This is a genomic window from Fundicoccus ignavus, assembly GCF_009659375.1.
GTDB lineage: Bacteria > Bacillota > Bacilli > Lactobacillales > Aerococcaceae > Fundicoccus > Fundicoccus ignavus.
This window is the reverse complement of sequence record NZ_WJQT01000014.1, coordinates 44,353-64,005: the sequence shown is the minus strand read 5'-3', so window position 1 is coordinate 64,005 and position 19,653 is coordinate 44,353. Positions and strand designations below refer to the sequence as shown.

Sequence of the window (19,653 nt, the reverse complement as noted above, 5' to 3'; positions counted from 1 at the left end):
TTTTTATACAGAATTATTTTATTCCGCAATAGCTCAGTTGGTAGAGCGCATGACTGTTAATCATGATGTCGTAGGTTCGAGCCCTACTTGCGGAGTTTTTTTTATAGCTTTTTTTAGACGTGCCGCTGTTGATTTGAGTAGCAACACTAAAAAAAAATATGCACTGTGTGGTGATGATGGCAAGAAGGATACACCTGTTCCCATGCCGAACACAGCAGTTAAGCTTCTTAGCGCCGATGGTAGTTGGATCTTTGGTCCTGTGAGAGTAGGACGTCGCCATGCAAGTGTGATTTTTTAAAAGTTATTTTGAGGCGTATCGCCTTAAGACTAAAGACGAATTATAAATTGTTAATTACAGTTTATAATTCGTCTTTTTTGCTATAATCGGAAAGTAATTTCTTAAAATAGTTTAATTTTTAAGTAGTTTCTCTAAATATATGTTATAATTTGAAAGGTAGAATTTTTAGATGTTGTTGATATTCTGGTGATGAAAGGCGAATGTTAAGATGACGGATGAAGAGTTAAAAAAAACACAAGATAATTATATTGGAAGAAAAGAAGATTTGGTACAATCGTTTGATTCGCCACAAATAAATGACAAAGAAAAAGCAACCACTAAAGAACCTGTTGAAGAAACTGATGGAGAAGAAACTGATAGAAATGAAACAGATAATATTGAAGATGTGTCTGGAACTTTTTCTTCTAAAGGAGTTGTGATTCCTAAGTTTTTTGTTCTAGGACTCCTTCTTTTTGTTGTAGTTTTAATGGGTATTTGGGGATTGTCTAAGATTTTAGGAGATTCTGACGCTAAACTCACAATGGCTAATGAAGCTATTGAGACTTTATACCTGGATAATGATCAGCAATATTTAAAAGAAAATATTACTGAAGAGGATTTTATTTATGCACAAGAAGTAATAGATAGTTTATCTAGTAAGAATAAAACGGATTTTCAAATTGTCTATGATAAAGCTCATGAAAAATTTAAAGCAATTACTGCTTTAGCAGATATATTTCAAGCAGATAGTATGCTTATTAATGGTAAAAATGTAAAAGAAGTTGATAGCTTATTGTTGCAGCCGTCTGTGACAAAATCAATGGTTGATGAAGCTACGGCAGCTATACCTGCTGACTCCTCAGATGCTTTGATTAATGATATTCAAAGATATTACACTCATGCTTCGGATGTATTAATATATGCTGCAGAAGCTCGATCTTCTTTTGAGAGTTTACCAACGACAATATCTTCACGTGATGATTTATTAGAGTTGATAAATAATATTCAAGCGGTAGAATTACAACTTGAGGACTATAAACTCCAACCACAAGTTCAAGCAGTAATGTCTGATCTACAAACCTATGCAAATCATGTAGGTGATGTCATTACTTCCGAAGAACAAACAAATGGTGAGTTTGATTTAGCATTTTGGGATGAAGTTGGTTGGACGGATACATTAGTAGCATATTTTTCAGAACAGGAGGATAATGTGCCTAAATATATTGCTTTAACATTTGACGATGGTCCGAATAATGAATTCACTCCACAATTATTAGACATTTTAGCTAAGCATGATGTAAAAGCAACATTCTTTGTGATGGGAGCGTATGTGGATGAATATCCAGAGGTTGCTCGAAGAATTGTTAACGAAGGTCATATGATAGGGAATCATACCTATAATCATCCGGACTTAAGTACACTTGAAGCCGAGGATGTACTTACACAATTTCTATGGACACAAGAATCGATTGAAGATGTAACAGGGGTATGGCCAACTGTGTATCGCTTGCCATTTGGTGCGGGTGGAAAACGTGTAATTGATATAATGGACAGTATGACATCAATATTATGGAACATTGATTCAATGGATTGGCACTACCATGATACAGAATTAACCTATAACCATATTATGGCAAATCTTCAAAATGATTCGTTGTTATTGATGCATGATACGCACCAAGCCACACCGGATGTAATTGATTTGTTGATACCAGTCTTAAAAGATATGGGATATCAGTTTGTTTTTGCTGATGAAGTTTCCTTTAATTTACGCTATTTTGCAGAATAATGATCACTTTGCCTTACATGTCTTATTGATGTGTAAGGCTTTTTGTTTGTGTATGCAATTTGAGACTTTTATACTTTAACTAAGATTAAAGCTAAAGGAGGATTTATATGGCGAGAATTTTAATAACAGGAGCTGCTGGAAATATTGGTAAAGCGTTGACAAAGCACTTATCCACTAATCATAACCTTATCTTGGTTGATCGTTCACTGAATGGATTTCCTGAGAGATTGAAGGGCGACATTCATAAAGTCGAAACAGACTTAACAGAAAAGACAGCTTGGACTGGACTGTTAAATGAAATTGATTATGTTATTCATTTAGCTGCAAATCCGAATGCTTTTGCGGATTTTGATGAATTATGGGAAAGTAATTTTATCATTCCAAAATATTTATTTGAACATGCAGCGAACGCTTTGAATATAAAAAGAATCATATTTGCCAGTTCAGTACATACTGTTGATGGTTATCCGGCTGGGGAGGAGATTAAAGTCACTGATGTACCAAGACCAGATGGTTACTATGGAATTTCTAAACTATATATAGAATCACTAGCTAATTACTTTGCTTACCAAAGAGGTGTAAAATCAATTGGTATTAGAATAGGTAACTATATTTTATCTGAAGATGAAGTGTCTGAAAAAGATTTAATTGGTTTAGCGGATATTATTACTGAACGTGACTTTAATCATTTGATTGATTGCTGTTTGACAGCTGACATAGGGGAACCTACTATGATTGTAAACGGAGTGTCAAACAACACATTCAAACGTTTAGAAATATCAACACTAAAAGGATTGATAGGTTATAATCCACAAGATAACGCATTTGAATTGATGAAGAAAAACGAGAATGCTGATTAAGCTACTGTAAAATCTATGTAAAAGATGGTTGTAAAAGACCATCTTTTTTGCTTTGATTACATTTTAGTGAGAAGCACTTACGAGAGTGTTTTTTCTGTTAGTATTTTGTTAAACTAATTATAGAGTGAAATACAGGAGGCTTAATTATGATTGTCAGTGAGAAAATAAATAAATTATTACAAGAGGTTCCTTATTTGAAAGAGGTAGCTGATTGCAAAGCAGTTTTACTAATCAACCAAAGCAAACCTGAATTTAAGGTTGCTTCAACAAGAACTAAATTTACAAAAGCAGATGTTAATGATGCTGAGGCAAGGCTAGCTCGCTTTGCTCCTTTTATTATGCTTGCTTTTCCTGAAACTAAATCTGCAGAGGGTTTGATTGAATCTGGGATTACAGATGTTGAAGGCTTAAAAGAAATGTTAGAAACTTATTATGATACTAAAATTGAAGGGCAACTATGGTTAAAACGTGATGACCAATTACCGATTGCTGGAACAATAAAAGCTCGCGGAGCAATCTATGAGGTATTAAAGCATGCTGAAGAGTTAGCATTAGAGCATGGTTTATTAACTACTTGGGATGATGATTATACTAAATTTGCTAGCCAATCTTTTAAAGATTTTTTTAGTAATTATCGAATTGTCGTCGGAACAACAGGTAATTTGGGAATCAGTGTAGGCGTGATGGGAGCGAAACTTGGCTTTGAAGTAACGGTCCATATGTCGATTGAAGCAAAAGCTTGGAAGAAAAATTTATTACGCTCACGTGGTGTAACGGTTATCGAACATAAAACAAACTTTACACAAGCAGTGGAGATGGGGCGTAGCCAATCATTGCAGGATGATCAATCATACTTTGTCGATGATGAATTTTCTGAGGATCTTTTCTTGGGTTATACAGTAGCGGGAAATCGTCTACAAGAACAATTAAAAACAATGAATATTACTGTAGATGAAAATCATCCCTTGTTTGTCTATTTACCATGTGGCATTGGCGGGAGCCCAGGCGGTATTACGTTTGGTTTGAAACAAGTTTATGGTGACAATGTGCATTGCTTCTTTGCAGAACCTACTCAGATGCCCTCAATGTTGATTGGTTTAATGACAAAAGAATATGATCAAGTTTCGATTGATGATTTTAATATTGATGGTAGTTTGACAAATATGGATGGTTTGGCAGTGCCAAGAACTTCTGGTTTTGTCGCAAAATTAATGCATAATTTCTTTGATGGTGGTTATACTGTAACAGAAAAAGATAACTTTGCTTTTTTACGTGCACTTGTAGATCAATTTGAAATTCCATTAGAACCTGCGGCAGTAGCAGGTGTAACAGGTCCAGCTCGTTTATTTAGTAGCCCTTTAGGCAAAGCTTATATTAAAGACAAAGGTCTAGAAGATAAAATGAAAAATGCTAATCATATTTCATGGGCAACAGGTGGAAGCATGGTGCCTGAAGAAGATCGTAAAGCTTTTTACAATGCAATAGATAATTACTAAAGTAAAATAAGCACCTAATCCTTTATTTTTGGATTAGGTGCTTTTAACGTTAAGGTAATTTAATTTCTATGAATTGTTTGTATAATTCATAGTGGTCAGCTGTAAAATTACTGTCAGTAATAAGTAAATCAGCCTCTGTCAAATCATAAAAATGATAAAAAGCTTTTTGATTAAATTTACTGGAGTCAGCAATTACATAAGCTTTTAAAGCATTATTAAACACTTGTCTTTCAATAATACCTTCGTCAGCATTAGCGTTATAGAGACTATTCAAATGAATGGCGTTGACACCTATAAAAGCTTTGTCAACATGTATGTCCTTTAAAATTGTATGTGGGATACTTCCGTAAAATGCGCCTGTGATCGGACGATAGTTGCCTCCAATTAAAATAATCTCAAAGCGGCTATCCATTTGAAATTTATTAAATACAAAAATTGAATTTGTTAAAATGGTAGCGGTATTGACGGTTAAGTAATCGTAGACTAATTCAAGTGTTGTACCTGCGCCAATGAAAACAACATCTCCGTCTAATATTTCTTCTGCAACTAATTGAGCAATTTCTTGTTTTTCAGATAAATTAAGATGTTGTTTTTCAATGTGACTTAATTCTTGAGGGAGCGTTTCGTTAATTTCAGCTAATTTTGCCCCACCATGAATTCTTGTCAGTAAATTTTTATCTTCTAATTCTTTTAAATCTCGACGAATCGTCATATCAGTTACATTTAGCAAGATTGTAACATCAGTTATGCGAATGATTTTTCGTTGCTCTAATAATTCAAGAATTTTTTGTTGACGCTCCTCCTTCAGCATAAGTCATCTCCTAATGTTATATTTTGTTCGAATTTAATTTCTCAATGTTAATATCATAAATTAGCGCTATCCAATAGTCAATAGTATCAGTTTACCGTTGACTTTTTCTAGAATTACTTTCATTATTAAAATGAACATAAGTAAACATTAATGAACAAAACATAACTTTTCATACCGAAGGAGCGTTAAAAATGAAAACTATTTCTCAAGCTAAATATGGTAGACTACAAAAAGTATCAGATCCTCAACACGTCATTTCTGCATTGGCAATTGATCAAAGAGGGTCTTTGAAAAAAATGATTGCTGGTGGATCTATAAACGTTGATATTCAATCAGCGGTAGAAGAATTCAAAATTAATATATCAGAAGCTTTAACACCATTTTCATCTTCTATTTTACTCGATCCAGAATATGGCTTACCGGCTATTCAGTTTAAAGATCCAAGTGCTGGTTTATTGTTGGCGTATGAAGAAACGGGTTATGATGCTTCCGAAGTAGGAAGGTTACCAGATTTACTTCCTAACTGGTCTGTTAAACGTCTAAAAGATGCTGGTGCGGATGCGATTAAATTTTTACTTTACTATGATGTAGATGAATCAGAAGAGATTAACGATTTGAAACAGGCTTTTACTGAAAGAATTGGTTCAGAATGTTTAGCGGAAGATATGCCATTCTTCTTAGAAATATTAACTTATGACAAAGATATCGTTGAGGATAAAAGCTTGGAATTTGCGAAAGTTAAACCTGCAAAAGTAATAGGAGCTATGAAAGAATTTTCAGATAAAAAGTATAATGTAGATGTTTTGAAAGTTGAAGTCCCCGTTAATATGCAATATGTTGAAGGGTTTACTGACAAAGAAACTTTATATACTCAGACAGAAGCGAAAGCTTGGTTTAAAGAACAAGAAGCTTCAACTGACTTACCTTACATTTATTTGAGTGCAGGAGTTTCATCAGAATTGTTCCAAGAAACGTTACGTTTTGCCGCGAATGCAGGTGCTAATTTCAATGGTGTATTATGCGGACGGGCAACTTGGAAAGATGCTGTTGAAGAGTATGTTGAAGGCGGATCAGTTGCAGCAGAAAACTGGTTGAAAACGCAAGGTAGAAAGAACATTGAAGCTTTGAATAAGGTGATTGCTGAAACATCAAAAGCTTGGACTGATAAGATTAAAGTTTAAGATTAAACGTAATACGGAATTAAAAATGGGAGGTTAATAATAATGTTTGAATTTACAGAAGAACGTTTGTCAGAATTAGGTGCAAGTATAACGACACGTGAAATAAAGCAACAACCTCGTTTGTGGCAAGAAACTTTAGAAAATTATCTTAAAAAAGAAAATGAAATTAATGATTATCTATCCGGTATTTTAGAGAAACATTCGAATGTCAAAGTTATTTTTACAGGTGCCGGAACCTCTGCCTACGTAGGAGAGTCAATTGAAGCTTACTTGAACCAAATTACGTTGGATTCACACTTTACTTTCCATACTTATGCGACAACTGACATTGTGTCAAACCCCATGGTCTATTTAAAAGCAGATACTCCAACTTTGTTAGTTTCTTTTGCTCGCAGTGGAAACTCGCCCGAAAGTATCGCGGCAGTAGAATTATCAAAAAAAATTGTAAAAGATTTTTACCAATTGACGATTACGTGTGCTGCTGATGGTCAATTAGCCTTAGCTGCGCAAGGTGATGACAAGAACTTAGTTCTTTTACAGCCCGATTTGTCAAATGATCAAGGGTTTGCGATGACTGGGAGTTTTACATGTATGTCGTTAACAGCTTTGTTAACGTTTGACTCAGTTGATAGGCTATTAAAAGAGAACTATGTTTCAGCTATTGTCGAAATGGGCAAGTCTGTGATAGAACGTGAAGGAGTAATTCAATCGATTGTTAATTTGGATTATAATCGCGTTGTGTATTTAGGATCAGGTGGATTTAAAGGATTAGCTCAAGAAGCTCAGTTGAAAATTTTAGAACTAACAGCAGGAAAGATTACGACAGTATTCGATTCGTCTTTAGGTTTTAGACACGGTCCAAAATCATTTATTAATGACAAAACATTAGTATTTGTATTCTTGTCAAATGACGCTTACACACGAAAGTATGATGAAGATATTGTGATTGAGATGAGTCAGGATCAAATTGCAGCAAAAGTTTTACCTATTCAAATTGGAGAATTTTCAACTGCTAATATTGATTCGTTTGGTTTCGATGAAATATATCGAACATTACCTGATGCTTATTTAATCTTTCCATATATTCTCTTTGGACAGACATTGGCTTTGTTATCGTCGATAAAAGTAGGAAACAAACCAGATACTCCTTCTCCTAGTGGAACAGTCAATCGTGTTGTTAAAGGAGTTACAATCTATCCTTTATAGAATGCATCTTCACAACCAGTATAATCGGATTTCACAAAGTTCGAAGTATGCTGGTTTTTTGTATGCCTTGTTTTAGGGATTTGTGTATGGTATGATATTTTTAACACACAAGGGGTGCATTATGCTGAGATGGGATTTCCCGAACTCTTATAACCTGATTAAGTTAAAACTTACGTAGGGATGTGGTTTATTTAATATGATTCTTTGAATAAACTTGTCTATTTCTATGTTTGCGCATTTGTGTGAAAAGAATAGGGAGGTTATTTTTTTATGTCAAATTGTAGTTTTGCTGTTCAAATTTTGCCGCAGCAGACAGACCAAGCAACCATTTTAAGAACAGTGGATAAAGTGATTGCTTATTTAAAGGCAAATGCCGAAAAAGTAGAAGTGAGTGCATTTGAAACAACAGTTGAAGGTGAATTTGATGATTTAATGAATTTGCTCAAAGGAGCTCTAGAGGTTGCTGGTGCAGAACATAATAGAATATTTTCTAATATTAAAATCAGTTACAACTCAGAAGGGCAAGTGTTAGGTATAAATGAAAAAGTTGACAAACATCGCCAATAAATATGCATCATTGATTTTAGGGATTTTCTTAATTGCTTTATGGGAAGTTGCAGGATACATGGCTTGGCTTCCAAAGTTTATCATTCCGACTCCAAGTGAAATTGTGAGTGCTTTATGGACAGACAAAGCAAATTTATGGGTCAATAGTCAAGTGACTTTGTTACAAGCTTTTATTGGTTTAGGTATAGGTATTGTTCTAGCGTTTATATTGGCCATTTTAATGGATTTAGCCACATGGTTATATCGTGCATTGTATCCGTTATTAATTATCACTCAAACAATTCCAACAGTTGCAATTGCACCTGTTTTGGTTCTGTTATTGGGTTATGATATGACACCCAAAATTGTTTTAGTTGTTTTGACCACATTATTTCCAATTATCATTAGCATCCTTAACGGCTTTGCTAATAGTGATCAAGATGCTGTTCGTCTTTTACAGCTAATGGGAGCTAATCGATGGCAAGTTTTAGTACATGTAAAACTACCTAACAGTATGCCCTTTTTCTTCAGTGGGCTACGTGTTAGTGTATCTTATGCTTTTGTCAGTTCTGTTGTAGCTGAATGGCTAGGAGGATTCGAAGGACTAGGAGTCTATATGATTCAAACTAAAAAGGCATTTGCTTATGATCGTATGTTCGCGGTTATTGTCTTAATTTCTTTAATTAGTTTGATTTTCATGTGGCTCGTCTCAAAAATTGAAAGAATTTTAATCCCTTGGCTTTATCAAGATCAAAAGAATAACGTTATGAAGGAGCTTTTTAAATGAAAAAAAATATATTGAAAAAAATATCTTTACTGTTTACATTCACTTTTACTTTGTTTGTGTTACTGGGATCTGTTAAATCAATATCAGCAGAGACAAATGAAATTGATTTAATTTTAGACTGGGTACCCAATACAAATCATACTGGTTTATATGTAGCCTATGAGAAAGGTTACTTTACAGATGCTGGTGTTGATGTAACAATTCGACGCCCACCAGAAGGTAGCACAACTGAATTAGTAGGATTAGGTCAAGCACAATTTGGTATTAGTTTCCAAGATTCTATTGCATCTCGTTTTGCTGGAGGTTTACCAGTTACAGCAGTAGCAGCAATACTAGAACATAATACGTCTGGAATTATCTCTAATGAATCTGCGGCTATTGAAAGTCCACTTGACATGGAAGGTTATCGATACGGGACTTGGAATGATCCGATTGAGTTGGCGATGGTTCAGTATTTAATTGAATTAGAAGGCGGAAAATTTGATGAAGTAGCATTAGTTCCGAATCAAGCTGACAATTCAGTAATTGGCTTAGCGAATGATATGTTTGACTCTGCTTGGATATATTATGCTTGGGATGGCATTATGGCTGAATATCAAGACGTTCCTACGAATTACTTTAACTTTGCTGACTATGCAGAAGAATTGGATTTTTATTCACCAATTATTATTGCAAATAATGATTATTTAGCTGAGAACCCAGAAGAAGCATCAGCCGTTATTCAGGCGATAAAAAAAGGCTACCAATATGCGATTGAACATCCAGAGAAAGCTGCAGAAATTTTGATAGCTCATGCACCTGAATTAGAGAGTCAAAAAGATATGGTATTAGCATCTCAAGAATGGATAAGTACTAAATATGCAGAGGATAGTGAGGCATGGGGCTATATTGATGAGGAACGTTGGAATAAATTTTATGAATGGTTGTATACAAATGAATTAATCGAGGTTGATTTAACAGAAGGAAACTATTTTACAAATGAGTTTTTAGGTGAGTAGTGTGCTAAAGATTGAAGATATAAGTTACCAGTTTGAAGAACATGATGTTTTGCAAGATATAAACATGACAGTTGCACCTCAACAAACTGTTGGGATTCTAGGAACAAGTGGCGTTGGTAAAACCACACTATTTAATCTAATCGCAAGCAATTTAGTCATTCAATCAGGACATATTACAATTAATGATTCTAAAGATATTAAAGGTAAAATCAGTTATATGTTGCAAAAAGATATGCTTTTCCAGCACAAAACGGTTGTTGAAAATATTATGTTACCTTTAATTATTAAAGGTGTTTCATCTAAAGCAGCAAGGGTTAAATCTGAAGAATTATTAGAAGAATTTGGCTTAGATAAATGGGCCAATTATTATCCGAACGCACTTAGTGGAGGCATGCGTCAAAGGATTGCTTTTTTAAGAACGATTAACTTTGACCGTCAATGGTTGCTATTAGATGAAGCTTTTGGTGCATTGGATGCCATCACAAGGCGGAATATGCATGAATGGTTTATGGAAGTTAGACAAAAAATGAACTGGTCAACTTTACTAATTACTCATGATGTTGAAGAAGCTTTAATACTATGTGATACGATTTATGTCATTAAAGGACAGCCAGGAAAAATTGTCAAAAAACTGGATGTTAAACTGTCAAAGGAAAAATTTTCAGAAGTGATTTATCAACCTGAATTTTTAGCATATAAACGCGAGTTGCTAGAAGCTTTGTCAAATGATTAAATTCTATTCGACTAAGTTTTAATTAAATGTATTAAAAGAGCAGTGAACCTTAACAAATAGGTTTACTGCTCTTTTATTTTCACATAATCATCTAAACAATTAAAGTTTTACATAGCCCGTAAGTTAAGCTGCATAAATCATTAAAATGATAATTTTATCGAGTTTTGTAAAGGGGCTCTTAATTTTAGCGCGATTATTGCACTAAAAAATGCTTTGGCAATATCGCCAGGAATAAACGGTAACATTCCAATAGAAAAAATTTGCATCGCAGACAAGTCAGTGTTCAATATCACATTTAAAATAAATGTCATATATAATAAACCAATGACGTACAATACCAAAGTCGCGAAAAAAGAAGCAATTAAATACTGAAATAAACTGGGTTTTTCATATTTGTGTAAGATGCTTGCCATAATACCAGCAGCTGGAATAAAGCCAATAGCAAAGCCAAAAGCTGGACTTAATAATGATTGTAAGCCTCCAGAGCCATTCGCAAAAACCGGGAAACCAATTAATCCGATTGCTAAATAAGCGGAGGTCACGATTAGCGCATTTTTGGTAGGCATTAACATGCCAATCAATAAGACTGCGAATGTCTGTAAGGTGATTGGAATAGGGCCGATAGGTATGGAAAGTTGAGAACAAATTGCTAGCAAAGCAATCATTAATGCCGATAATGTTATTTCTTTAGTTTTCAATGTTTTACCTCCAGTTATCTTTACTTCACGAATTGTTTACTTGAAAAATGAACTTCTTGTCCAAGTAAAGTGTCGATAGTGCCATTGCTTTGTCTAACCATTAAATGACCATCTTGGTCAATTCCTTCAATAATACCTGAATATTGTTCGTTATTGATTGAATAAGTAACTTCTTTATTTAGTCCCATTAAGTGTTGACGATAAATTTCTATAAAGGTAGGTGCTGTTAAATCTAAATGATAATTTCCGAGATGATTTAAAAAATTGGATAGAAATGTATTCCGATTAAATGAAGCAGGTATTATGTCCTCGAAAAGTGTACCTGCAACTTCTTGAACTTCTGAACTAGCTTCTGTAAAGTCGCCAGATAAATTGATACCAATCCCAATGATTACTGCTGAAAAACCACCTAATTCTAGGTCACTGGTAGCTTCTGATAATATTCCAGCAATTTTTTTTTGCTTGTAAAATATATCATTCACCCATTTGATTTGAGCACTTAATCCTGTCGTTTCTTCAATACTTTGTACTAAAGCTGTAGCAGCAGCTATTGTATAACGGGGAACATCTTGTGCTTCTTTGACATTAGGTTTTACAGCTAACGAAAAATATAAGCCATTGCTTAACTCAGAATGAAAAGCTCTGCCTCTTCTACCTCTTCCCTGGGTCTGTTTTTCAGAGATAAAAAGGCCACTTTTGCCTGGGCAATCAATACTGAATTGTTTAGCTAGATCATTTGTAGACGAGACTTCTTTATGTACTTCAATATATAAATCAGACCACACGTCCGATAAATTTAGAGAAATTTGTTGCGTATCTAATTCATCACTAACTGCTTTTAGTTGATAACCTTGATTTCTTTTGCTTTCAATTTGGTAACCTTGTTGACGTAATTGTTCGATTGCCTTCCAAATTGCATTGCGTGAAACGTTGAATGAACTGGCTAAAGCTTGACCTGAAATAGGTGAATCTGAATTTTTTAATAAATAGTCTAAAACATTTTTTTGTACACTCATGGCTAAACACTCGCTTCCAAATTCTATTTGTAGTACTAAATTATCAGAGTTATTAAATCGTGTCAACCAGTATTTCTTTCAAGGGTGACAATTAGGTGTTTTTTTTATTGTTTTTTATTATATATGGTAGACTAACTGAAGAAAGTATAAGGAGGTAGATTGATGCGATTCACAAAAGACGCACTTTATTATGCAAATAGAATTAAAGAAGGAAAAATGACAAGTGTCCAACTAGTCGAAGCAGCCTTAAAAAATATTGAAAGTTTAAATAATGTCCTCAATGCGGTGACAAATATACAAGCTGAGTCTTCTTTAGCTCGAGCTGAGCAACTAGATGATGCTTTAAATAAAATGGACGAGGAAACAAAAGAGCATTTAGCTCCGTTCTATGGTGTACCAATCTTATTAAAAGATTTAGGACAAAATCAAGCTAACTTTCCAAGTACAAGTGGCTCAAAATTATTCAATAATGCTCTAGCTCAACAAACCGATAATTTTGTCAAAAAAATTGAAGAAAATGGTTTTGTTATTGTGGGTAGAACGAATACACCAGAATTTGGGTTTAAAAATATAAGTGATTCGAAACTTCATGGGAATGTCAAATCTCCAATAGATTTGTCACGGAATCCAGGTGGATCAAGCGGTGGTGCGGCGTCAGCTTTAAAAGCTGGTATAGTACCAATCGTTACAGCGAGTGATGGTGGAGGCTCAATACGTATACCCGCCAGTTTTAATGGTTTAATTGGATTAAAACCAACGCGTGGACGCATACCAGTTGGTCCTGGTAGTTACCGTGAGTGGCAAGGGGCTTCAATTAATTTTGCATTGACAAAATCAGTTCACGACACCTTCACACTGTTAAAAGGCATGCAAATAGAGCAATTTGAATCACCTTTTATCTTACCTAAGATGTCAGTTAATGAATTAGAGATGCCTAAAGAAAAATTTACAATTGCTTATACACTTGAGTCGCCGATTGGTTCAAAAGTCAATGATAAAGCAATCGATGCTGTCAAACTAACGATTAATCATTTGAAGGAATTAGGTCATCACGTCATTCAAAAGGCACCTGAAGTAGATGGAATAAAGGCTATGAAAAGTTACTACAAAATGAACGGCGTTGAAACAGCTAGTATGATGGCTAGTATTGAAAGTGTATTGCAGCGGCCGATGACAATCGAGGATATGGAGTTGATGAGTTGGGCTTTATACCAATCTGGCTTAAGAATTAGTGGTATGGAATATTCAGCTGTAATAAATTTTTGGGATGATTTGACAGTTAAAAGTGAAGCCTTTTTCAGCGAAAATAACATCGATTTTTTGTTGATGCCTACGACAAATGATGTGGCCCCTTTACAGCATCAGTTTCAATTAAGTAGTGAATTATCACAAAAATTAACTAATATCGATACTTTTAATTCGCAAGAACAGCAAACGTTAATTTGGAAAATGTTTGAGGACTCATTAGAATGGACGCCTTTTACACAACAACAAAACTTGACAGGACAACCCGCTATTAGTTTACCCATATATGAAACAAGTGAAGGTTTACCGCTAGGTGTACAGTTCTCTTCAGCCAAAGGCAATGAGTATAAATTACTGCAATTAGCACTACAATTAGAAACGGCTGGCGCTTTTCAAGTTGAAATTATTTAGTTTTTTATATTATCGTGCTACACTAAGCTTAGCGAGGAGTGATCAAAATGGGCAATGAGAGAGATCGCAAAACTAAGAAAAATAGTAGTCTCGGTATGGTAATTGGTCTGGTTCTTGGTGTTGTAATAGGCATCCTAATGAAGAATATTGGTGTAGGGATTGCGATAGGGATTGCAATCGGTGTAGCCATTGGTAGTAGATAATAAAAAGAGCAATTACAATTATTTTCTTAGATAATTGTAATTGCTCTATTTTAGTATAAGGGATTATAAGTTTATGTTGATTTACCAGGTTTTGTATTTATGCTGGCTACTCATCATCACCCATGTAGTTTGAATTGTATGGAGTACCAGACTCTATACACTGACGTATGACTGCAATTAATTCTTCTTTTGTGCCTGTAAATTCGTCTAACGGAAAAGTTTCGCTGAAAGCTTCGAAATACTGTTTTAGTAGCTCCTTCATCAATCTCTCCTCCTCATTTTATAGTTGGCAGAGTGACAAACAAATGCTTATAGTCAGAATATTTATTCCATTATCTTCACTTAATTATAACACGCTCTTTACCCTGAGGCATTAAGAAAGGTCCGTATCAAGCCATCTTTCGTAAATTGCCATCGCAATAAACAGAAAGGCAGCTCCTAGAGATAAGCCTGCAATCACATCACTAGCAAAATGAACGCCTAAGTAAAGTCGACTCATTGCGATAAGTAATGAGAAAAGTAAAGTCCCACTTACTGTGTAAAATTTTAGGTGAGCAACTTTGCTTTTATTAGCTTCATATATTAAAAAAGCTAAAGCCCCAATATAAATGATTGCACCCATTGCATGACCACTTGGGAATGAATAACTATGTTCTTCAACTAAGTGTGTCAACAAAGGCCGAGTTCTTTCAAACGTATTTTTGACAAAATTGTTTACTATACCAGCACCTAGTAAAACTGTTAAAGCAAACCATAATGCTTTTTTCCAATGTTTATACCTTAGACTTATTAATAAACTTAAGATAATAACAATAATAACCACAGATTTTACATTGCCAATACTTGTAAAAATGACAACTTTACGTGTAAAAGATTCAGAACCAGAATTGTAAAAGAATTGTCCGACGATAGTGTCAAAACTGATTAGCCATTGACTGTCGATTAGAATTAAATAACTCAACAGAAGAAATGGAATACTTGCTAGAGCACTATAAAGTAAATACCTATAAAGATTAGCTGTGTGATTTTTCATGATTGTTACCGCTTAAAGAGATTTAGGGTGAAAAATTAAAGGCTCTTTACTAACAGAGTTTAAGACTTTACAACCTGATTCAGTTACTATCACTAAATCTTCAATACGCACGCCAATTTTACCTGGAATATAAATACCTGGTTCGATTGAAAAGACATTACCCACTTCAACTTTATCATGGTTATGTTGACTTACATCACCAGCTTCATGAACTTCGCGTCCAATCGAATGACCAAGTCGATGTGTAAAGTTTGGACCATAACCTGCTTTTTCAATGATACGACGAGCTGTCAAATCAATATCCGAGAATTTTACACCAGGTTTTATCATAGCGATAGCTGCCTCGTTGGCTGCACGAACGGTGTTATATATAGTTAAAGATTCTTCGTCAGGTTGTCCATAGAAGACAGTTCTTGTCATATCAGAAGCGTAGCCTTGGTAGTAGCTACCAATGTCAATTACCACACTATCACCTAATTGAGGCTGATCTTGGTTAGTTTCATGATGAGGATCAGCTCCGTTAGCGCCGTATGCAATAATTGGTTCAAATGAGAAGCCCTCACAGTCTAATTCAACATAAATATTTGCTAAATGTTCAACCATTTTATCTTCAGGTAAGCCTTGTTCAATAAGTTTGAAAATTGCTTCCATAGCTTGATCATTTTTTGCCGAAGCGTTAGCCATTATAGTTTGTTCTTCCGACGATTTAATTGAGCGTAAGCTGTCAATTAGATGACTACCCTTTACGGGTTTTAAATTATCTGCAATAGCCATTAAATCCAGTAAAAAATGGCTAGGCCAATTTTTATCAATACCTGTAGGGCCATCAAGTAAATGATCGGCTACCAAGTATAAAACAGGTTCACCATCAGAATAGTGATAAACCTCTACAGCTGATGCTAGCGTTTGATTGTCAAAAGCTGGAAACAGTCTGTTTAAGTATAACTTCAATTGACCATTTTGGTTGATATTAAGTAATAATAGTCTTTCTCCTGGCGCAGTATGATAGGCAATCAAATAATCAATACTAATTGGATCACTAACAAGTAAATTTTTAATACCCAAATTCTTCATATTAAAGATAAGGCTTTTTATGCGATTATGGTACATTATTTCGCTCCTTTATGTTATTTTAGTTATGCATACTGTTTATTATAATGTATTTATAGGAGAAAACCTAAAAGATTAGATTTTGAATAGGACTAAGGTCGCTTTTTTATTTAAGAATAACAGAATATAATACTGATAGATAACGAGCTTGAACTTTTAAATAAAATAAGGAGAGACTGTAATCATGACATTAAGTTTAGAACAAAAGCGACTAGTGATTCGAAGCACTACAATATTTGGTGTGGTGGCAACGATTTTAGGTGCTTATTTTATTCTACAGTCGAATTATTTCAGACCAGAAGGTGGCTTTTCTGATTTACTGATAAACTTAGGGATTTTTGGCCCCTTGATTTTCATTCTTGTACAAATATCTCAAATTATTTATCCCATTATCCCACTTGGCTTAACGAATGTAATAGGTGATTTGATTTTTGGGCATGCCTGGGGCTTTGTGTTTAATTGTATTGGGATGTTGCTTGGATCAAGTATTAATTTTTTTCTTGGTCGTCGATTTGGTGAGGGTTTTTTATTAGCATTTATTAATGATGAAACTTATCAGAAATATAAAGAAAGAATTAATCGTGGAAATGGACTGAAGAAATTACTGATCATCGGTTTTATTTTGCCATTGTTCCCTGATGATATATTTTGTATTATTGCGGGTATGTCAAAAATTACCTATAAAGAGTTTTTTAAATTGATTTTATTTTACCGTCCTATCTCACTGTTTGTGTTTACGTTTATGTCATCGAATATCATCCAGTTTTTTGTCGATTTATTATTCGGTTGGTAGACTGTTAAGAAAGTAAGGTTTAAATGAAGAAAATAATAATAGGTTTAGTGCGTTTTTATCAAAAATTTATATCGCCTGCCTTCCCACCAAGTTGTCGATACTATCCATCTTGTTCTAGTTATACGCTACAGGCAGTAGAAAAGCACGGGGCACTAAAAGGTATTATCATGGGTTTTGTACGTATTCTGCGATGTAATCCTTTTGTAAAAGGTGGACGGGATCCGGTGCCAGACCATTTTACATTAAAAAGACAATACCCTAAAGAGTCTACTATAAATGATATTAATCATGATCATTATCATCATCATTAATATAAAATAATCGACACAAAACATTTTAAACCGCTACTAACGGAACGGTTTAAGGTGTTTTTTATTTTTATTGTAACAATAGAAAGCTTTATCAGCTCCCCCGATACTGTTATAATTAGGGAGAGTCTGAAAAATACTAAGTTATATTCAGAAAATAAAAGAAATTAAGGTGGTGATACTGTGATAGATTGGCTAGGTAACTTTTTTAGTAATCGCCCATTATCTAGTATTCTAGACGTTCTCTTAGTGTGGTATATTATTTACCGACTAATTATTTATGCACGAGGAACGAGAGCATTAAATCTTTTAAAAGGTGTCGCAATCATTATCGCAGCCAAATTTATAAGTTCCACTTTAGGTTTACAAACAATTGATTGGCTGCTTGGCCAGGTTATTTCTTGGGGAGTCGTTGCGTCCATCATTTTATTCCAACCTGAGCTAAGGAAAGCATTGGAAAACTTAGGGCGTAATTTGTTTAGAAACCGTAAGCACTTAAGGAATCCTAGTCAAAAATTAATTGATGACTTAGAGAATGCGTTGCTGTATATGTCGAAACGAAAAATTGGTGCATTGATTTCAATTGAAGCCAATGAAAAACTAGATGAATATATTGAAACTGGAACACCGATGAATTCTGAAATTAGTAATCAGTTATTGATTAATATATTTGTTCCGAATACACCTCTGCACGATGGTGCGGTCATTATTTCGGACTATCGAATTGCAGCGGCATCATGTTATTTGCCTTTGTCTGAGAGCAGTTTAATTCCTAAGGAATTAGGAACGCGTCACCGTGCAGCAATCGGACTTGGTGAGGCCACTGATGCATTGACACTAATCGTATCAGAAGAAACAGGAAGCATCAGCATTGTTAAACATGACCATTTACATCGTGATTTAGACCAAGAGAGCTTGCGTATTTTGTTAAACCAGTATTTAATGATTAATGAAGAAGATAAAGATGAACAAGATATACTTGATGATATACGCGATTTCTTTACTGCCAAGTTTACACAGAAAGGTGGTAAATGATGATGAAAGAATCTATTTTTGATAATATTTGGTTTGTAAGAATTATTTCTTTGGCCTTTGCTTTATTCTTATATGCGTTTGTTTCTTCAGAGAATAGTGACCAATTTCAAGCTATCAGTAATCAGCAATTTGCGAGTATTGAAACGAGTGAAACGATTTCGAATGTGCCTGTTTATTTAGGAGAGCACGATGAAGATGTGTTTGTTAGTGAAATGCCGGAAAGCGTGACAGTCAAATTAACAGGACCTCGTAATATTATTACACAAGTAACCGTTGAAGATTTTATTGTTCAAACGGAAGATATTCGCGGAATTGATTCAGGGCGTCAAACAATTCGTTTGATCGCGATTGGTTTACCAGAAGAAATTGATTATCAGATAACGCCTGTTAGACACGTTGTCCAAATCTCAAGACGTGAAACTGTCACGTTACCTATTGAGTATGAATTGGATGATAACTTATTAGCAGAAGGCTTTGAAATAGGTGAGATAACATTGTCTCCTTCAGAAGTAACGTTGACTGGTAAAGCAGAAACGATTGCTGACATTGATAGAGTTCTTATTAAAATTAATCGAGACACTCCACAAAGTGAAAACTTTATACAGAAATACCGTCTGCAAATTTTAAACAGTGAGGGTCAATTACTAGATGTAAACGCGAGTGCTAGTGAAATTGATGCAGATGTAGAGGTTGTTCCAATCGTTAAAGATGTTGATTTATCGATTGTGCCAGTGGGCGAGGATACAAGTAAGTATGCTTATGAATATGCGTTTGTCGGTCCTGCGCAAGCAACCATTCAAGCAAATACAAATGTCTTGAATCAAATTTCATCTGCTAATTTAATCGTTGATGTCTCGACATTAACTGAAACAACTACTGTGACGGGGAATCTTGAATTGCCAGCCAATGTAGTAAGTGGAAATCCCACTACAAGTGATGTGCAGATTATCATCACATCCTTAGTAGCAGAAGAAACGAGTAGTAGCGAACCAACAAGCGAAACGGCTGAAAGTTCAATTGATTCATCAGCGCTAGAATCAATTTCGTCAGAAGATGAAACGAGTTCTGAAGTGAGCGAAGAAACGAGCAGTCAAAGCTCAGAGTAATAAATTTTAAC

General features: G+C 34.6%; 21 protein-coding genes, 1 tRNA gene, 1 rRNA gene and 1 riboswitch. Of the genes, 17 read left to right on the top strand and 6 right to left on the bottom strand.

What is annotated here, in order from left to right; all coding sequences use genetic code 11:
* The first annotated feature begins 22 nt into the window (after positions 1–22).
* From GF867_RS09730 to dsdA, 5 genes are all read left to right on the top strand, one after another.
* Positions 23–95, top strand: a tRNA-Asn gene (locus tag GF867_RS09730).
* Positions 96–166: 71 nt separating this feature from the next.
* Positions 167–282, top strand: a 5S ribosomal RNA gene (gene rrf / locus GF867_RS09725).
* A gap of 224 nt (positions 283–506) precedes the next feature.
* Positions 507–2,066 carry a polysaccharide deacetylase family protein gene (locus GF867_RS09720; protein WP_153832912.1) on the top strand — a complete coding sequence of 520 codons (1,560 nt, stop codon included), beginning with the start codon at positions 507–509 and terminating at the stop codon, positions 2,064–2,066.
* A 107-nt stretch (positions 2,067–2,173) separates the two neighbouring features.
* Entirely contained in the window at positions 2,174–2,926 is a 753-nt protein-coding gene (locus GF867_RS09715; protein ID WP_153832911.1) for an NAD-dependent epimerase/dehydratase family protein, read from the top strand.
* A 146-nt stretch (positions 2,927–3,072) separates the two neighbouring features.
* Positions 3,073–4,422, top strand: coding sequence for a D-serine ammonia-lyase (dsdA, locus tag GF867_RS09710; protein WP_153832910.1), 1,350 nt, complete (start codon positions 3,073–3,075; stop codon positions 4,420–4,422).
* A gap of 49 nt (positions 4,423–4,471) precedes the next feature.
* Here dsdA and GF867_RS09705 read toward each other — a convergent pair whose 3' ends face one another.
* Complete coding sequence (locus GF867_RS09705; protein WP_153832909.1) at positions 4,472–5,233, bottom strand: DeoR/GlpR family DNA-binding transcription regulator; 762 nt, start codon at positions 5,231–5,233, stop codon at positions 4,472–4,474.
* A 191-nt stretch (positions 5,234–5,424) separates the two neighbouring features.
* On the opposite strand from GF867_RS09705, the gene lacD reads away from it, so the two are divergent.
* The 6 genes from lacD (at position 5,425) to GF867_RS09675 (ending at position 10,684) form a co-directional block, all read left to right on the top strand.
* The gene (gene lacD, locus GF867_RS09700; RefSeq protein ID WP_153832908.1) at positions 5,425–6,414 is read left to right on the top strand and encodes a tagatose-bisphosphate aldolase; all 990 of its coding nucleotides are present in this window, start codon (positions 5,425–5,427) and stop codon (positions 6,412–6,414) included.
* A 42-nt stretch (positions 6,415–6,456) separates the two neighbouring features.
* The gene (locus tag GF867_RS09695; RefSeq protein ID WP_153832907.1) at positions 6,457–7,620 is read left to right on the top strand and encodes an SIS domain-containing protein; all 1,164 of its coding nucleotides are present in this window, start codon (positions 6,457–6,459) and stop codon (positions 7,618–7,620) included.
* A 100-nt stretch (positions 7,621–7,720) separates the two neighbouring features.
* A riboswitch (TPP riboswitch) is annotated at positions 7,721–7,818 on the top strand.
* A 72-nt stretch (positions 7,819–7,890) separates the two neighbouring features.
* Positions 7,891–8,187: a thiamine-binding protein gene (locus GF867_RS09690; RefSeq protein ID WP_153832906.1), complete on the top strand. Its 297-nt coding sequence runs from the start codon at positions 7,891–7,893 to the stop codon at positions 8,185–8,187.
* The gene (locus tag GF867_RS09685; RefSeq protein WP_153832905.1) at positions 8,159–8,953 is read left to right on the top strand and encodes an ABC transporter permease; all 795 of its coding nucleotides are present in this window, start codon (positions 8,159–8,161) and stop codon (positions 8,951–8,953) included. Before GF867_RS09690 ends, GF867_RS09685 begins: the two co-directional genes overlap by 29 nt.
* Complete coding sequence (locus GF867_RS09680; RefSeq protein ID WP_172974005.1) at positions 8,950–9,951, top strand: ABC transporter substrate-binding protein; 1,002 nt, start codon at positions 8,950–8,952, stop codon at positions 9,949–9,951. Before GF867_RS09685 ends, GF867_RS09680 begins: the two co-directional genes overlap by 4 nt.
* A gap of 1 nt (position 9,952) precedes the next feature.
* Positions 9,953–10,684: an ABC transporter ATP-binding protein gene (locus GF867_RS09675; RefSeq protein ID WP_216650288.1), complete on the top strand. Its 732-nt coding sequence runs from the start codon at positions 9,953–9,955 to the stop codon at positions 10,682–10,684.
* Positions 10,685–10,824: 140 nt separating this feature from the next.
* Here the strand turns inward: GF867_RS09675 and GF867_RS09670 are convergent, their stop codons facing one another.
* Both GF867_RS09670 and GF867_RS09665 read right to left on the bottom strand, forming a co-directional pair.
* Complete coding sequence (locus tag GF867_RS09670) at positions 10,825–11,382, bottom strand: biotin transporter BioY (RefSeq protein ID WP_153832904.1); 558 nt, start codon at positions 11,380–11,382, stop codon at positions 10,825–10,827.
* Positions 11,383–11,402: 20 nt separating this feature from the next.
* Positions 11,403–12,398 (bottom strand): biotin--[acetyl-CoA-carboxylase] ligase, encoded by a 996-nt coding sequence (locus tag GF867_RS09665; protein ID WP_153832903.1) that lies wholly within the window; start codon positions 12,396–12,398, stop codon positions 11,403–11,405.
* 162 nt (positions 12,399–12,560) lie between these two features.
* Between GF867_RS09665 and GF867_RS09660 the strand changes: the two genes are divergently transcribed.
* Both GF867_RS09660 and GF867_RS13730 read left to right on the top strand, forming a co-directional pair.
* Positions 12,561–14,054, top strand: coding sequence for an amidase (locus GF867_RS09660; RefSeq protein WP_153832902.1), 1,494 nt, complete (start codon positions 12,561–12,563; stop codon positions 14,052–14,054).
* 47 nt (positions 14,055–14,101) lie between these two features.
* Positions 14,102–14,257 (top strand): glycine zipper domain-containing protein, encoded by a 156-nt coding sequence (locus GF867_RS13730; RefSeq protein WP_172972658.1) that lies wholly within the window; start codon positions 14,102–14,104, stop codon positions 14,255–14,257.
* 106 nt (positions 14,258–14,363) lie between these two features.
* On the opposite strand, the gene GF867_RS09655 is transcribed toward GF867_RS13730, so the two are convergent.
* From GF867_RS09655 to GF867_RS09645, 3 genes are all read right to left on the bottom strand, one after another.
* Positions 14,364–14,519, bottom strand: coding sequence for a hypothetical protein (locus GF867_RS09655; protein WP_153832901.1), 156 nt, complete (start codon positions 14,517–14,519; stop codon positions 14,364–14,366).
* Positions 14,520–14,630: 111 nt separating this feature from the next.
* Positions 14,631–15,290, bottom strand: coding sequence for a phosphatase PAP2 family protein (locus tag GF867_RS09650; RefSeq protein ID WP_153832900.1), 660 nt, complete (start codon positions 15,288–15,290; stop codon positions 14,631–14,633).
* A 12-nt stretch (positions 15,291–15,302) separates the two neighbouring features.
* Positions 15,303–16,400, bottom strand: a complete 1,098-nt coding sequence (locus tag GF867_RS09645) for a M24 family metallopeptidase (protein WP_153832899.1) — start codon at positions 16,398–16,400, stop codon at positions 15,303–15,305.
* Between the two features lie 184 nt (positions 16,401–16,584).
* On the opposite strand from GF867_RS09645, the gene GF867_RS09640 reads away from it, so the two are divergent.
* The 4 genes from GF867_RS09640 to GF867_RS09625 all read left to right on the top strand — a co-directional run bounded on the left by GF867_RS09640 (position 16,585) and on the right by GF867_RS09625 (position 19,642).
* Positions 16,585–17,193 carry a TVP38/TMEM64 family protein gene (locus GF867_RS09640; RefSeq protein WP_153832898.1) on the top strand — a complete coding sequence of 203 codons (609 nt, stop codon included), beginning with the start codon at positions 16,585–16,587 and terminating at the stop codon, positions 17,191–17,193.
* Positions 17,194–17,216: 23 nt separating this feature from the next.
* Entirely contained in the window at positions 17,217–17,504 is a 288-nt protein-coding gene (gene yidD / locus GF867_RS09635; protein WP_153832897.1) for a membrane protein insertion efficiency factor YidD, read from the top strand.
* Positions 17,505–17,684: 180 nt separating this feature from the next.
* A complete protein-coding gene (gene cdaA / locus GF867_RS09630) occupies positions 17,685–18,536 on the top strand; it encodes a diadenylate cyclase CdaA (protein ID WP_311453990.1) in 852 nt (283 codons plus the stop codon).
* 2 nt (positions 18,537–18,538) lie between these two features.
* Positions 18,539–19,642, top strand: coding sequence for a CdaR family protein (locus tag GF867_RS09625; RefSeq protein ID WP_172974004.1), 1,104 nt, complete (start codon positions 18,539–18,541; stop codon positions 19,640–19,642).
* Positions 19,643–19,653: the final 11 nt, after the last annotated feature.